We start from the raw sequence: 14,345 nt of genomic DNA, 5'->3' as shown, positions 1-14,345 counted from the left end.
AATGCGCTCCGACCGCTGGCAGCAGCACAACATCACCTTCCCCGACCGAGACACCGGACGGTGCGCCGTCACCGCACACCTCGCCCCCGTGCTGCTCGCCGCCGAAGCCGACGGGCAGCTCAGCGGCTGGTGGTTCATGAACAAGCAGCCCTGGCGCCTGCGATACGTCGCCGACCAGCCGTCACCGACCGTGCTGACTCTGCTGGACGAGTGGGTGGCCGACGGCACCGCGCAGTCCTGCACGACCGGGAACTACGAGCCGGAGACCGAGGCGTTCGGCGGGGCAGACTCCATGACGGCCGCGCACGCCCTCTTCCACGAGGACAGCCGCCACCTCCTCACCTACCCCGTCCACAACGAGCACCTGGGGCGGCGCGAGACCGCCATCCTGCTGATGAGCAGCATGATGCGCGCCGCGAACCTCGACTGGTTCGAGCAAGGCGACGTGTGGGCGAAGGTCTCCGTACTACGCCCCGGCACCGGCACGCCCGCGCCCACGCGCCTGAACTCCGCGATGCGGACCCTGATGACCACCGAGGCCCGCAGCCTGTGCCGCGAGCACGGGCCGCTGGACGGCCACGCCGACTGGGTCGCCGCCTTCGAGCGCGTCGGCACCACGCTCGCCTACCTCGCCGCCCAGGGCGACCTGACCCGCGGACTGCGCGCCGTCATCGCGCACCACGCCATCTTCCACGCCAACCGTGCCGGTCTGCCTTCCGCCGACCAGCACACCCTGTTCAACATCGCACGAGAGGCAATCATGGGTTCGAGTGAAAACACCGCGTCAGCAACAGAATCACGCTTTGCGGCCCATAGCGTCAGCACGGTGAACACCGACACACTCACCGCCCCCGAGGCCAACGCCGAACAGCTCCGCAACGCCCTGGTCGACCAGATCAAGGCCGACGGCCACGCCCGCACCCCCGCGGTCGAAGCCGCCCTGCGCACCGTGCCCCGGCACCTGTTCGTCCCCGAAACCCCGATGGCCGACGCCTACGACAACAGCCCGGTCAACGTGAAGTACGACCCCGAGGGCACCTCGATCTCCTGCGCCTCCCAGCCGGCCGTCGTCGCCCTCATGCTGGACCAGCTAGAAGCCCAGCCGGGCGAGCGCATCCTCGAACTCGGCGCCGGCACCGGCTACAACGCCGCCTTGATCGGCCACCTCGTCGGCCCGAGCGGACACGTCACCACCATCGACGTCGATGACGACCTGGTCGACGGCGCCCGAGCCCACCTCGCCGCCGCCGGAGCCACTAACGTCGAGGCCCTGACGCGCGACGGCGCCCTCGGTCACGCCGAAGGCGCCCCGTACGACCGGATCATCGCCACCGTCGGCGCGCACGGCATCCCCCACGCCTGGCTCGACCAGCTCGCCGAGGGCGGCCGACTCGTCACCCCGCAGCGACTCACGGGCAGCGTCTCGCGCTCCATCATCTACGTGAAGCGCGACGGCCGGTGGAAGTCGGTCGGCTCGGAGATGAACACCTTCATGCCGCTGCGCCGGGGCATCGCCGACGACGACCGCCGCGCCGTGCCGCTCAGCACGGACGGCGCCGTGCGCCTCCAGGCCCCGGCCGACCTGGCGCTCGACGCCGACGCCCTTGCCGGTGTCCTTGACCAGCCGCGCGTCGATGAGTGGACCGGGATGACGGTCCGCGCGGGGGAGTCCCCGGAGTGGATGGAGCTGTTCGTCTCCTGCGTCATGCCATCCGGGCTGATCCGGATGCTCTTCCCCCAGTCCGTCAAGGGCACGGTGCTCACCGATGACCCCTACCCCTCGGCCACGGCCGCCATCGAGAAGGGCGCCGTCACCTACCTCGCGCGACGTCCCTCGGAGCAAAAGACCCCTGAGGGCGCCAAGCTCTGGGAGTTTGGCGTCATCGGCCACGGCCCCGGGAGCGATGAGCTGGCCGCCAAGGTCGCCGACGCGGTCCGCACCTGGGACCGCGAGTACCGCGGCCGGGACGCCGCCTTCGAGATCCTGCCGCTCGATGCGCCAGCGGACGAGCAGCCCGGTGTCTTCGTCCTCGACACCCCGCTGAACCGCGTCCGCGTCACCTGGCAATAGCTGATCCGGCTGCGTGGTGCCCGCCGACCGGCCGGCGGGCACCACGCGGCCCTTCCCCGCTCCTCGTCGTCTTCACCCGGGGGACCTCATGGACCTGAACGGACCCATAGCCCAGCGCTTTCCGCTCATCTACCGATTCCGACCCGCGTGCCTTCCCCTGCCCCGGCGCGTGCACGGCTTGGCCGAACTCGCCGACGCCGCAGCCGCACAGGCTGACCAGGGCCTCGCCTCGGCCGTCTACAACCAGGCCGCCCTCATCGCCTCCGACCTCGGGCTCCCCGACCTCGCGCGGAAGATGTGCCACCAGCACGCCGCCGCCTACCTTCACGCCGCCCCCCTGCCCGGCATGAGCGCGATCCGAGCACTCGAACCCGTGGTGAACCTCGCACGCCTCCAGATCCGCGCAGGCGCCGCCGACGACGGGCGCCACCGTCTGCTGCACCTCTTCGACGCCGTCACCAACGGCACCAGCGCTCAGTTCGAGGGGATCCACGTTCCGGCCGACCTCACCCTCACCGACACCGACCGCCGCGAGGTGCGCACCTGGCTGTGGAAGGTCGTCCTGGCCGACGGCACCCGCACCCTGACCACGACCGGCCGCTGGACGGAAGCACTGACCCACATAGAGGAACACCGGGGCATCGGGCAGCGCATGCTGGACGGCCGCCAAGTCGCCGTCCTGGCCGCACTCAGCCACACCCCCACCGACGCCGCCGCGCTCATCACCATGACCACACCCGGAGAACGCTGGGAGAACGCCGTCACCGGCTGCCTCGACGTGATGTGCAAAAAGGCCCTTCGCGGCCCGGCCGTACCCCTCCTCGACACGCTGGTCGAGGACTACGTCGAGCACCAACCCGACCAGGGCATCACCGTCTTCGACACGCGCCTCGGCCTGACGATCCTGGACCTGCTGGAGCCGCACCAGGAAGCCGCAGCGCACCGGATGGTTGCAGAGCTCCACCGCCGGGCCGCCGTGGCGACCGACGGCTATGCCGCCCGCGAGTGCCTGGCTGACCACCGATTCACCAGCCTCGCCGAGCCGCACCAGATCGAGGCGGCCCGACAGCTTGTCCGTGCATGCGCGCTGGGCAGCGGCAGCCTCCCCGAGCCCTGGCTCGCAAGGATGACAGAGGCATTGCGGGGCAGCGACGAGGTGATCCGCGCCAGCGTCGGACACTCCCGCCCACAGTAGGAGGGACTGGTGCACCGGGCTGAGGTGTAACGCCTGGGCAGCCAGAGCAGCCCACCCTGCCCGGCGTCGAGCACCAGGAGAGCCAGGGCGCGTAGCGACGCTCATCGTCGGTAGAGGGCTCGATGAGCGACGAACTGAACAGGCAGGAGAGAGGCCAGACACAGCACGTCCCGCGAGTCGGCTCGCCGATCACCTCAACCTCTCTACGCTGGAGCACCATGAGGAAGGTCGCCATCGTCGGCTGCGGAGGCAGTGGCAAGTCCCACGTGGCCCGCGAGCTGGGCAGGGTCCTCGACGCCCCGGTGACGCACCTCGACGCCGCGTTCTACGACGACCAGTGGAACGCGTTGCCCAGGAACAAGTTCACCGACGTGCAGCGCGAGCTGGTCTCGCAGCCGCGGTGGGTGATCGACGGCAACTACAACTCGACGCTGCAGGTACGGCTCGAAGCCTGCGACACGGTGGTCCTGATGGACGTGTCGACCGTGGCGGCCCTGTACGGGATCTTCTCCCGGCAGATCCGGCACGGGGCCGGCCACAAGGGCAACGGAGTGCACAACCGCATCCACTGGGGCGTGATCAAGTACGTCGCCACGTACCGGCGCAAGATGCGACCCCGCGTGATGGCGAAGATCGAGGAGTTCGGCGCCGGCGCCGACGTGGTGTTGCTGGCCAACCGGCGCCAAACGCGCCGCTGGTTGCGGAAGGTGGCCGTCGAGCAGTCCTGACCGGCTCGCGCCCCCTGTCTGGGGGCGCGAGATGAACGAGCCCAATCCGTTTGTCGCGGACGATGGCATAGCGGTGGGGACTCCAGAAGATTTGGCGCGAGCCAGCATCCTGCTCGCCCCGAGGCAGAAACATGACTTCCGCGCGCACGGCGAGCAGACGGTCTGCTGAGGGCTTGGCGAGCGGCTACACCAGGACAGGGAGCGACGCGAGCCCGCGAACGAGACGGGTGTGCTGCCACGCCAGTCGATCAGACGGAACGGCAAGTCGAACCTCGGGGAACCGCGTCAAGATCATCCGAAGGGCGATCTCAGCCTCGGCCTTGGCGAGAGGAGCGCCGACGCAGCGGTGGATGCCGTGGCCGAAGCTGAGATGGGCAGCGGTGTCTCGCTCCAGGTCGAGAATGTCCGGCGACGGGAACCGTTTCGGGTCCCGGTTGGCTGCTCCGAGAGCGACCAGCACCGGTACACCGGCCGGGATGTCCGTGCCGCCGAGCCTGACCGCTTCGGTGGTGAAGCGGAATGTGGCTGTACTGACAGGGGACTCGAACCGAAGCAGCTCGTCGAGCAGATCCTTGCCGTGCAGTTCCACGGCTACCATTCGCAATCGTGGCGGCCGATCCCGTACACACTGCCCTCCCAGTCCTTCGCCTTCTACCCGGTGCGCCGCGCCATGTCCCGTGACGCGGTGATCGTCCTCGGGCGCATCGCGGCCACCTGGAAGATCGCCGTGCCGGAGCTGGCGTCGTATCCACATGTGGTGACGCCGAAACAAAACCGGAGCGTGCAGATCAGCCGGGGCAACTTCAGCCCTGAGGACTTCGAGCGGATCGAGCACGCCCTCAAGAGCTGGGCGCGCACCGCGGTGCGGTGCGCGCCCAGGGGGAGGGGCGGTCAGAGGCCGGCACGCGCTTCGGCCAGCTTCACGTCCGCCGCACGCATCTCCCCGCATGCCTGCGGGTGCTTCTGATCCATCTCCTCAAGCCGTACCGGCGACTTGCACAGAGCTGTGGTCGCCTTCAGGTCCAGTTCGGCGTCGAACTCGTACGGCTTTTGCGAACCGATCGGCGCCGGTCGCGGTGACGACTTCACATGCGCCATCGCCGCGATCTTTCCTTCGACCCCGCCGAAGTAGATCCACAGCCGGTCGCCGTCCCTCATTCGCTTCAGCGGCTTCCCGAGCCACCACTCGGTCGGACCGGAGTCTTCGCGCGCCAGCCTGGCGACCCGCGCTGGGGTGGAGGGGCCGTTCTCGATCGTGTCGCGCTCCGGGTCCAGGCAGTACAGCCAGTCCCGAGGGCTGACGACCTGGTAGACGGCGCGTCCGCCTCGGTTCGGAATCTTTTCCAGCACCTCCTGCTCAGTCAGCGCCCGCAGCAGTGCGCGGGCCCGCTTGTCGTCGATCTCCCAGCCGTAGCTGTTCATGGTGGCGACGACGCGGGCCGCGTCCCACTCTCCGTCCTCGCCGGTCACCCGGCTCTCCAGCACATCGACCTGGGTCAGCCGTGTCTGATTGCGTGGCCGGCCGTGCCGTTCCAGCAGGTCGTACAGCTTTGCCGCGCCCATGCTCGCGGCGATGCCGAGGGCGCTCCGGTCCACGGTGCCGCTTTCGTCGACCGCCACGATGGCTCTTTCCCGCCAATCCTCCAGGCCCTCAAGCAGTCTGGTCACGGCTTCGATGTCCCGCCACAGATCATGAGGCGCAGCCTGCTCCGACAGCAGCACCTTGTCTTGCAGTGCGGCGCGCACCACTCGGGCGAGCTGGTCGGAGGAGATCACGACGCTCTCCTGGCTTCCGTCGTCACCGAAATTAAAGCCAACCCGCGTCGCCATGGAGACTCCTTTTCTCTGAATTGGAGAGGAGGTTACATCCTGCTTCTGTCGGCGCGCCACCGCTTCGACGGCACTGGGCAGTTGGGGCGTCCCGAAGTGACCGGTTAGGCCGCGGGCGCGGCCCGGCGTGAGGCCATCGAGGTCCTGGCCGCCCGCGCCCCGACCATGGCCGAGGCCATGAAGACCGTTACAGCCAAGGCGTGCGTCATCCTGGACGGCACACTGCTGCCCATCGACAAGATCACCGTCGACACCCCGTACTACTTGGGCAGACATAGACGGCGCGGGCATGAACGTTCAGGTCCTCACATTCGGCCGACTGCTGTGGGCTTCCCTGGTCCTGCCCGGCTCCACCCCAAGACCTGACCGCTGCCCGCTAGCGCGGGATCGTCGACGCACTCGCCGCCACGGGACTCAAGTTGTGGGCGGGACAGGGCGTACCAAGGCGCCGGACGGCACATCCGAGTCTCCTTCCGGGGCCGTCGGCTCCAGCGCTGGAAGCGACGGCGCAACAACAGCTACGCCAAGATCCGGTGCGTCGGCGAGCAGGCCATGGCCGTCTTGAAGGGCTGGCGCCTCCTGCGGAAGCTCCGCTGCGGAACCAACCGGAGCACCGACTTCGTGAAGGCCGGTTTCGTCCTTCACTACGCCTCAACGTGAGGTTGGAAAAGGCTCAGTATCTAGAAGAGGCTCCCCGCCGCTACAAGGCCAGCTAGGCTTCTCGGTCAAGTAGTCGCACGAAGCTGGCGGAAGCACAACTTAAGGGGAACTCTCGTGCTAGACCCTGTAACCGCTGCAATTGTGAGTGGCGCGGCCGCCAACCTTGCCGCCACCGGCATCAGCTACGGCGTTTCTCGTTTCAGTGACGGAGTGCAGAGCGCACGCGGACGTCTTTGCAGGGCCCTTAGTCGTGCCACCGATGAAGATCAAGCCGACGCTCTGCATACATACGACAGCGCAACGGCTCAACTGGTATTGCGCTTGACCGGAGAGCAAGACATTCCTCTTGCAGAAGCTGAACTGACCACCCTGCTGAGGCTGATTCTCACCAGCTATGCCGAGCGCTACCCACAGGCTCGACCAGCCATTCAGAGTCTCGCCGCCCCAGCGGCTGATTCTGCGTCGATCACACAAACCGGGTACGACCGGGCAACAGTCGTCGGCAAGGTTGATGGTGGCCTCACCATCAACCACGGATAGAACCTCAGGGGATGTGACCAACGAGCTCGTACACGGACCCAGCATGAAAGTCATTCACTGGCCCTACATCCGCGATCACCTTGATGTCATCGGGGAGCACAGTCCGGATCTTGCCGGAACTCTCGAGTGGGTGCTCTATACGGATGAAGAAGAGAAGACGATCAGACTCACAGGAGATGATCGCGATCGCGACGAAGGGCAGCGGCACCAGTCTTGCGACACGGTGGTTGCCATCCGTCAAGCAGCCGAACTGCTCGGCACCCTATCCGAACTTCAAAAACTGGCGCGAAATACCCTCAAGCAACAGGATTTTGGGGATATTGAGCAACATAGAGAGGGTATTACTTCCGAAATTACCGCGATCGCCACAGGTGCAGCAGGTACCCTCACTGCACGCATGATCGACTTCTCTCCAGCAGCGCTGCGTGCCGAGGTTGCTCAGCTCTACAAGCATGGCCCTCGAGAACTGATTCGGGCGAGCCTCGCTACGGTGTTCGAAGATGCGCGCATTCTGCGTGATCTTGCCCGCGAAGCGGCGGGACCGTTCCAGGCCAGCACTGAAGGTGAAGCCGCGTATATCGCCCGCATCACCCGTGCCGAGCTGGAAAACAGCGAGAACTCCCTGGCCGACGCTTGGGCGTATCGGCTCGCCTTGTACGTGGTCGCCTACCCCGAGGCCCTGCCCACTCTTGTTGATTTCACCGACGGTTCCCTTCTCTACGAACATCCTGGTGGGGCCCCAACCAGAGTGAACCTTCGGCCTAGTGGTGATGAGCAGGAAACCGCGCCCATCCATCAGACCGCGAACCACCGAGCCGCCTCGGTCGGAACCGCTCAGACCGTGAATATCAATCACTACAGCCCTACCGATGGGAAGGACGCTTAGTCGCTGTAGCTACGGAGCCAGATGAGTTGGAATTGCATCCTGCCCTGACCTCGCTCCTCGCGACGGGGCAGTCGCGCTAAACCGCTGAGCCCTCGGATTCTAATTCCGCTCGCCGACGGAGATCCGCACGGGTTTGCTGCGCGGTGGACGGTAGGACAAACGACTGTTGCTCTGGCGGTTCCTACCTCGGGGGCTACGCGATGCGAAACCGGTCCAAGTCTGCGGTTGAGTCTGCTTTCCTGACCGTTCAGGACCCCGCGAAGCACATGGGCATCTCGGTGAACACCCCCCCTACATCTGGCGCCACAGTTGACAAGGGCCGCCCTGCTTAAGGATGGGGACGTTGGGCAGATGGCGGGCCCCCTCGTCGATCAGACGTGGTCGTCTTGACGCGACCGGCATCGGACGTCGCGAGGTCGCTACGGCGACAACTCTGCGTAAAGAGTGATGACCCATCAGGTTGTTCTGACGCACCGTCATGCAATCGAGATCATCTTGCACGTGCGTTGCACAAGGTGCTGAAAAGCAACAGTGATCAGTGAAGGGCCGTGAAGGTAAGTATTCGCAGGTCAGATGGCACGTTGCTGTGTTGTGCCCCCTGGGCTCAAGGGGCACAACACCCCGCCCCTCAGATGTCCCGGAAGAGACCAGTCGCTTAGGGTGGGGTTGCATGGTCCCGTAATCGATCATGGCAAGAATGCGTTAGCAGTGTCAACGGAGTTGTGGAACTGCTGAAGTTCGAATTTGCGTACGCATCTCGAGACGTGTGGCCATCGAGAAAGTTCCTGTGTGGAGGGGAGCCCATGACGTGAGGACCGGTGGCGTTATCGCGCCGGTGATCTTCGCCCACAACTCCGTTTACGCTCATTGGCTTTGTGGAGGCTGTCCGGGACGAAAGGCGGACATCGTGGTGCGGGAGCCACACGGTCAGTAGGGGTGTTCAGTGCAGTACTGAACTGATCCAGTCCGTCGCCTGCTCCGGCGTGGTGCGGGTGTCGACGCCGAGGACATGGACGGTGCCCAACAGGCCGTTGGGGCCCCGCACCCGGAGGATGCGCTGGGCGTTGCCGCCCGTCCGGGGGTGGACGATGACGGCGATCGGGTCTTCGGCAGGCCCGTAACCGCCGCCGTAGGTAAGGAGCTGGTGGATGTCGTCCGCGCTCACCCCGTGCCGGTCGTAGCGCTTGTACTTGGCGTCCACCGGCAGCAATCTGCGGTGTGCCGTGCCGCGTGCCGGGAGGCTGAGCAGAAGGTCGGGCCGGAACGTCGAGGTGTTGCCCAGGTCTCCGCGGACGATGATGCCGGCGCCGTTTCCGCCGGGTACGGCGTGGCCGCCGCGAGGGCCGACGGCCTCGGTGCCGAGACGGCGTACGACGGCTTCCCAGAGCGCGGGCATCCTGAGCAGGAGGCCGTCCGCCGTGGCGCCCTGGTCGGCGAGCAGGTCGCTCACGCCCCCGCCGCGCAGCAGCAGGCGGGCCCAGGTGTGGGCGTGGCGGTAACGGGCGTTGAGGCGGGTGTAGTGGGTGCAGTCCAGGGCGCGGAGCGCCGCTGCGGGGGTCGGCGCCTCTGGGAAGGCGCCAGCGATGTCGTGCAGGGCGCGCGCCAGGTCCGGGTTGGTGGTCGGACCGAGTGCCGCCTTCAGCGCGCTCCCCAGAACGCGGTTGTCCCAGATGTCCGCCTCCCGGTCGAAGGTGCGCATGTGTAGCTGGTCCAGCTGCCCGTAGCGCCGGGTGGCCTGGGCGGCGACGTCCAGGCGTCCCCGGAGCACCGAGTCGACGCTCCGGCGGCGTACGTAGTCCCGGCGCAGGCCCTCCCGCAGCAGCCGCTCGCACTGTTCGAGCAGGGCGGCGGCAATCAGGTCGGCGTAGCCGTCGGGGCCGGTGGCCCAGCGCCTCGCCGTCGCCGGGACGGGCGCAATGAGGGCGTAGGCGAGCCAGTTCATGAGCTGCTCTCCCGGAATGGCGAACTTGGGGGAGATGACCACGCGGACGCGGTCCAGGACCAGGACGCCGACGGTCGCGTCGGCCTTGAGGCGCCAGCCGGTGCGCTCCCTGCTCAGGGTGAGGCAGCCCCGTGCCTGAAGGGCCTGCAGACGGTCTATGTCCCGCGGAGTGAGTTGGCCGGGCTCCAGCCGGGCGGACTCGTACTCACCGAGAGGGACCGGGACGCGGTCAGGCATCCGGGCCGGGAGCGCCGCTGGTGAACTCGGTCGCCAGCGCGTCCGCCAGATCCTGCGGCGACATGAGGCGCGCACGTCCGGTGTCGGCGTCGACCAGGTCGCCGAGGATGAGGTGCAGCAGTTCCGCCCGGCCGAGGCAGTAGTCCTCCAGGAGCGGGACCACCTCGTGATGGAAGGCCGCGGCCAGGTCCTCCTCGGTGGCGATAGGCGCACCGTCGCGCAGCAGGTAGGCATGCCCGATCTGGTGGTCCGCGTCGAGATCACGGGCGATACGGCCGTTGAGGGACTCGAAGAACGCGGCCAGGTCCAGGGGGCCGACCGTTCCGGAGACGGCGTCGGGGTCCGGTCCTACGGGCAGGAAGGCGAAGCGGCGGCGGACCGCGGCGTCCAGGTGGCTGATGCTCCGGTCGGCGGTGTTCATGGTGCCGATGATCCGGACGTTCGGCGGGACGGAGAAGCGTCGCTTGCTGACGGGCAGAGCGACCGGCAGGTTCCGCTTGTCGAGTTCGAGGAGTGTGATCAACTCGCCGAAGATACGCGGTAGGTCACCGCGGTTGATCTCGTCGATGACCAGCAGGAACGTCTGGTCGGGATGGGCGGCAGCACGGCTGCACAGGCTGTGGAACAGGCCGTCCGTGAGCGCGAGGGTGAGTCCCGGGCCGGTGGCGCTCAGGTCCGGTTTGAATCCCTCGACGAAGTCCTCGTAACCGTAGGAGGGATGGAAGGTGACCATGCTGACCCGGTCGCCGTGCAACATCTCGGCTTGTGCAAGGCCACGGTGACGGGCGTCGACACCGAGCGCGTCCGCGCGGCCGTCCAGGGCGAGGGCGACGCCGAGTGCGAGGCGTGTCTTGCCCGTACCGGGCGGCCCGTGGAGAATCACTTGCCCCTTGCGCTCCAGAGCGTCCATCACGGCCTGTACGTCCTCGGGCAGCGCGACCGGCGTGGTCTGCGGTGCTCGGATCACGTCCACACCCGAAGCGCCCTGGGGTGCGATGAGCCTCGCGAAGAGTGCCGGGTCGACCTTGGCGAAGGTGGACCGCCACTGCTTCGGTTCCGACAGCTTCCGCGCGTGCGAGAGATCCCAGTCCACGGAGACGACGTGCTGGAACTCAGGCCGGTCCGCTTCGAAGCGGTAACTCCCGTTGACCGTGCCGATGGCCAGGACCTCGTCCGTACCTCGGTTGGCCACGATCCGGTCGCCATCCTCCAGGTCACGGAAGGCCATCAGTCGGCGCGCGAGGGTCAGGCTGCCCCCGCTCCTACGGGGCCAGTTCCTGTCCAGGGCCTGCTTGAGATCGGTGTCGCTCTGGTAGAGGCCGAGGTCTCCGAGCTGGTCCCATCCGACCCGGATGACTCCTCCCGCGCGGCACTCCTCCCACAGCCGGCCGCGCTCGCCGGGCGCGATCTTCCAGACGGTGCGCTGCTTGGACCGCGGATCGAAGTGCGCGTAGAGGAAATGCATCACTTCGTGCCTGGTCCAGCCCTCGAACTCCGCGCGAGAGCGGACCAGTTCCTGCAGCCGCCGATTGCTCCCCCAGGCCGGAACATCACCTTGCGTCGAACCGCCCAGCAGCGTGACGAACCGGCGCAGGTGCTCTCCCGCGTAAATCGGCAGGAAGTGCTGCGGGAAGTAGGTGGCCAGCGACTTCGTCACCAACGTCGGTCCGTATCGCAGTACTTCGAGGTCGTCCAGCGCCTCGAAGTCCCCTGACCCGAGGGCGTCGAAAGCCCGGACGAACTGTCCGCACAGTTCCGCCCAGGCGTCCTGTGGGTCCATCCCACGCAGGGGAGCGGCCAGCCGCCACTCCCCGGAGACGTGGTGGTACATGATGTGCTTCGCGGCACTTCCGCCCTTGATGCTGCCCAGGTGCGGAGTGCCGAACTCCATCAGCCGGCAGTATGTCGGCCCCGCTCCGGGCGGCGCGGCCTGTCCGAGGGCGTAGCGCTCCAGCGGCAGCTCCGCCCAGTCCTCCAACGGAAACTGGGACAGCACCTGCTTGCGCTCGTCCTCGGCAGCCGACGCGGCCTCCGCCACGGCGCTCCGGTCGAACTCGGCCGCAGCCGTGCGCACGTCCACCCCGTTCGTCATGGGGGTCATGATGCCGGACGGCGACGCAGTGGTCTCCGCGTCCGGAAAAGTCGGTCGACCTCCTGCGTGTGCGCCACGGGGGCTGGCACGATGGGCCAGCACCGCGAGGCCGGATCTCGGGCGGCGTGCACGACGGCGACGGGAGAGACCGTGCAGGACTGGATCTACATCCTGAATCCGAACAAGGACACCCTCGACGGGGAGCCGTCCGACAAGGAGACCGTGCGCCGCCTCGCCCATCAGGATCCCGAACTGGACCTGTGGCTCAGCCGACGAAACCGCATGAACCCGGGGGACCGTCTATGGGTCTTCTTCAGTCAGCCCGAGTCGGCGGTCGCCGCGGTGGCGGAGGTCGACGGAGAGCCGGAAGGGGACCCCGACGACCCCGACTTCTCCTATCGGGTGGATGTGACCCTCCTGTCCAGCCCCACGGATGCCCTGTACGCCGACCCGGTGAGCCGGGACGAGCTGGAACTCGGCCAGGTACGGTCCGTGCAGAAGGTCAAGCCGGGAGCACTGAAGACTCTGCTGGCGAGGGCCGGTCTCTGACGGGGCGGTCGCGTGCGGGACGGTTACCAGGGCTCCAGTTCACGATCGGCTGGTTTTGTATGGGGCAAAAGTGTTTCCTGAGCACGGGTGTTCAGTGCCACCAGCTTGTCAGCGCTGCGGTCGACGAAAAAGACGAACGCCTTGGCCGAGTCGGCGAAGGCCGCTGCCGGGCGGCTGATGCCGGATGTCGTGATCACGATGAGCCTCTTTGGTACGTCATCGCCGGCCGCCGCGGCAAGGCCGTTCAGCCGCTGCACCTCGGACGTGGACAGACTCTTGGCACGGCTGTGCCACTCGATGTGGAACGCGTCGGACCGGATGGGGACTTCGGTGTCCCCCTCTTCGACGTCCCTGAAGCCGAATGCCACCAACTGGTCGAGAACCGTTTCGGTGATGTGCCGGGGGCTGGGCGAGCGCGGCGACGTCCTCGGCTCGGCTTCCTCGTGGAACTGATCGATATCGAGGCCGACGTTCCTCGGCCACTCAGGCGGAGCTGCTTCACCCGTGAAGAGGGACTCCTGCAATGCGGATCGGTACCCGGCGGTAGCCGGTTCCCCGCGATCGGTCGGCGCGCACGGCACTTCCACGTCCCAGGCCTTGAGTCCCTTGCCGAGCACGTCGGCGATGTCCGCCACCGAGGCCTGCGCATGGGGTACTCCTGGTCCCGGCCGCGTGCTGCGCCACAGATTCCAGCCCAGATCGACACGGCTCCACGCCTCGCATTCATCGAGGTACACATCCACCAGCCAGCCGAGGGCAGGCTTCAGCGAGACGCGGACGAACGCATCGGAGAGCTCGGCCTCGACGAAGCAGCCGTCGCGTTCGCCTACGATGTCGAGTTTCGGCGAGTGGCGGGGGCCGTACGGGAGGTAGCCATTCCCCGCTGCCACGCGCCGCACTCGCACACCGCGGGCGTCCAGGAGGTCGGCCAGCATGGTCATGTCGGACGGCTCGCTCTCGTTCCAGCGCCACGGTGAGGGAACCGGTACGCCGGTGAGGTGCGCCGAGGCCACGGCGTGCAGGGCGTCGACGAGCACCTCGTCGGGCGTGTCTAGCGGCCAGACGGACGGCGCACTGTTCAGTGCGGGATCCATCACCGCCCAGACGATCGAGTACCCCATGCGTACCTGCGCCAGGGCGACCGAGCGCTGACCGGACAGTGTGACCTTCAGATGCATCAGAAGGTTCGCGTCGTCGAACCGCACCCGGTCGGTCAGCTCGGGATGACGGTCGCACAGGGCCTGCTCCAGGCTCTTGAAGTGCATGTGTCGAGCGAAGGCGGCAACCATGTCGCTGGGCGGGAAGGGCAAGGGAGGCACTCCTTTGAGTGGTGGTTCGCGGTGGCGTTGGCGTTGCCGGGAACGCCACGAACCGCTGACGGAGCGTAGGCCGACCGGATGCCGTCACTCAAAGCGTTCGGCCGTCCTCAACGGCATTGGCCACCGGATTGGCCGGATGCAGTCGACGGCTCCTCGCCGTGCTCGGCGATCTCCGCCCAGACAGTCTTGTCGGAGGGCGGGCGAGGCTCGGTGCCCCAGCGGTCGGCCAGGGCCTCGACCAGGAGCAGACCCGCGGCCCGACTCGTGGTCCGGGCCCTGGCCCCGGGGGATTTCGG

At 67.3% G+C, this 14,345-nt stretch carries 10 protein-coding genes and 2 pseudogenes; 7 read left to right on the top strand and 5 right to left on the bottom strand.

Annotated elements, in window-relative coordinates; all coding sequences use genetic code 11:
* The first annotated feature begins 1 nt into the window (after position 1).
* From fxlM to ACFYY2_RS30555, 3 genes are all read left to right on the top strand, one after another.
* Entirely contained in the window at positions 2–2,071 is a 2,070-nt protein-coding gene (fxlM, locus tag ACFYY2_RS30565) for a methyltransferase, FxLD system (protein WP_388748996.1), read from the top strand.
* Between the two features lie 88 nt (positions 2,072–2,159).
* Positions 2,160–3,266 (top strand): hypothetical protein, encoded by a 1,107-nt coding sequence (locus ACFYY2_RS30560; protein ID WP_388748994.1) that lies wholly within the window; start codon positions 2,160–2,162, stop codon positions 3,264–3,266.
* A 218-nt stretch (positions 3,267–3,484) separates the two neighbouring features.
* Positions 3,485–3,994, top strand: coding sequence for a topology modulation protein (locus ACFYY2_RS30555; protein ID WP_109878744.1), 510 nt, complete (start codon positions 3,485–3,487; stop codon positions 3,992–3,994).
* Between the two features lie 184 nt (positions 3,995–4,178).
* On the opposite strand, the pseudogene ACFYY2_RS30550 reads toward ACFYY2_RS30555, so the two are convergent.
* Positions 4,179–4,562 (bottom strand): annotated as a pseudogene (locus ACFYY2_RS30550) (cytochrome P450); the annotation flags it as partial.
* 323 nt (positions 4,563–4,885) lie between these two features.
* Entirely contained in the window at positions 4,886–5,824 is a 939-nt protein-coding gene (locus tag ACFYY2_RS30545; protein ID WP_073881764.1) for a hypothetical protein, read from the bottom strand.
* Positions 5,825–5,953: 129 nt separating this feature from the next.
* Between ACFYY2_RS30545 and ACFYY2_RS30540 the strand changes: the two are divergent.
* The 3 genes and pseudogenes from ACFYY2_RS30540 to ACFYY2_RS30530 form a co-directional block, all read left to right on the top strand.
* Positions 5,954–6,484, top strand: a pseudogene (locus ACFYY2_RS30540) (transposase family protein); the annotation flags it as partial.
* A 114-nt stretch (positions 6,485–6,598) separates the two neighbouring features.
* The gene (locus ACFYY2_RS30535; RefSeq protein WP_388748992.1) at positions 6,599–7,024 is read left to right on the top strand and encodes a hypothetical protein; all 426 of its coding nucleotides are present in this window, start codon (positions 6,599–6,601) and stop codon (positions 7,022–7,024) included.
* A gap of 13 nt (positions 7,025–7,037) precedes the next feature.
* Positions 7,038–7,910 (top strand): hypothetical protein, encoded by an 873-nt coding sequence (locus ACFYY2_RS30530; protein ID WP_388748990.1) that lies wholly within the window; start codon positions 7,038–7,040, stop codon positions 7,908–7,910.
* Between the two features lie 940 nt (positions 7,911–8,850).
* On the opposite strand, the gene ACFYY2_RS30525 is transcribed toward ACFYY2_RS30530, so the two are convergent.
* Both ACFYY2_RS30525 and ACFYY2_RS30520 read right to left on the bottom strand, forming a co-directional pair.
* Positions 8,851–10,089 (bottom strand): McrC family protein, encoded by a 1,239-nt coding sequence (locus tag ACFYY2_RS30525; protein WP_388748988.1) that lies wholly within the window; start codon positions 10,087–10,089, stop codon positions 8,851–8,853.
* Complete coding sequence (locus ACFYY2_RS30520; RefSeq protein ID WP_388748986.1) at positions 10,082–12,181, bottom strand: McrB family protein; 2,100 nt, start codon at positions 12,179–12,181, stop codon at positions 10,082–10,084. Before ACFYY2_RS30520 ends, ACFYY2_RS30525 begins: the two co-directional genes overlap by 8 nt.
* Before the next feature lie 150 nt (positions 12,182–12,331).
* Here ACFYY2_RS30520 and ACFYY2_RS30515 point away from each other — a divergent pair, with 150 nt between their 5' ends.
* Entirely contained in the window at positions 12,332–12,730 is a 399-nt protein-coding gene (locus tag ACFYY2_RS30515) for a hypothetical protein (RefSeq protein WP_388748984.1), read from the top strand.
* 23 nt (positions 12,731–12,753) lie between these two features.
* On the opposite strand, the gene ACFYY2_RS30510 is transcribed toward ACFYY2_RS30515, so the two are convergent.
* Positions 12,754–13,995, bottom strand: a complete 1,242-nt coding sequence (locus ACFYY2_RS30510; RefSeq protein WP_388748982.1) for a hypothetical protein — start codon at positions 13,993–13,995, stop codon at positions 12,754–12,756.
* Positions 13,996–14,345 lie beyond the last annotated feature (350 nt).

The sequence above is a fragment of the Streptomyces sp. NPDC001822 genome, assembly GCF_042892135.1.
In the GTDB taxonomy this organism is placed as follows: Bacteria; Actinomycetota; Actinomycetes; order Streptomycetales; family Streptomycetaceae; genus Streptomyces.
The sequence above is the reverse complement of the archived record's forward strand: the minus strand, read 5'-3'. Positions and strand labels throughout refer to the sequence as shown.

Bases quoted from the DNA above. Each gene is read 5' to 3' on its own strand.
- fxlM (WP_388748996.1), top strand. From the start codon at position 2: ATGCGCTCCGACCGCTGGCAGCAGCACAACATCACCTTCCCCGACCGA.
- ACFYY2_RS30520 (WP_388748986.1), bottom strand. From the start codon at position 12,181: ATGACGAACGGGGTGGACGTGCGCACGGCTGCGGCCGAGTTCGACCGG.
- ACFYY2_RS30510 (WP_388748982.1), bottom strand. From the start codon at position 13,995: ATGCACTTCAAGAGCCTGGAGCAGGCCCTGTGCGACCGTCATCCCGAG.
- ACFYY2_RS30555 (WP_109878744.1), top strand. From the start codon at position 3,485: ATGAGGAAGGTCGCCATCGTCGGCTGCGGAGGCAGTGGCAAGTCCCAC.
- ACFYY2_RS30545 (WP_073881764.1), bottom strand. From the start codon at position 5,824: ATGGCGACGCGGGTTGGCTTTAATTTCGGTGACGACGGAAGCCAGGAG.
- ACFYY2_RS30525 (WP_388748988.1), bottom strand. From the start codon at position 10,089: ATGCCTGACCGCGTCCCGGTCCCTCTCGGTGAGTACGAGTCCGCCCGG.
- ACFYY2_RS30560 (WP_388748994.1), top strand. From the start codon at position 2,160: ATGGACCTGAACGGACCCATAGCCCAGCGCTTTCCGCTCATCTACCGA.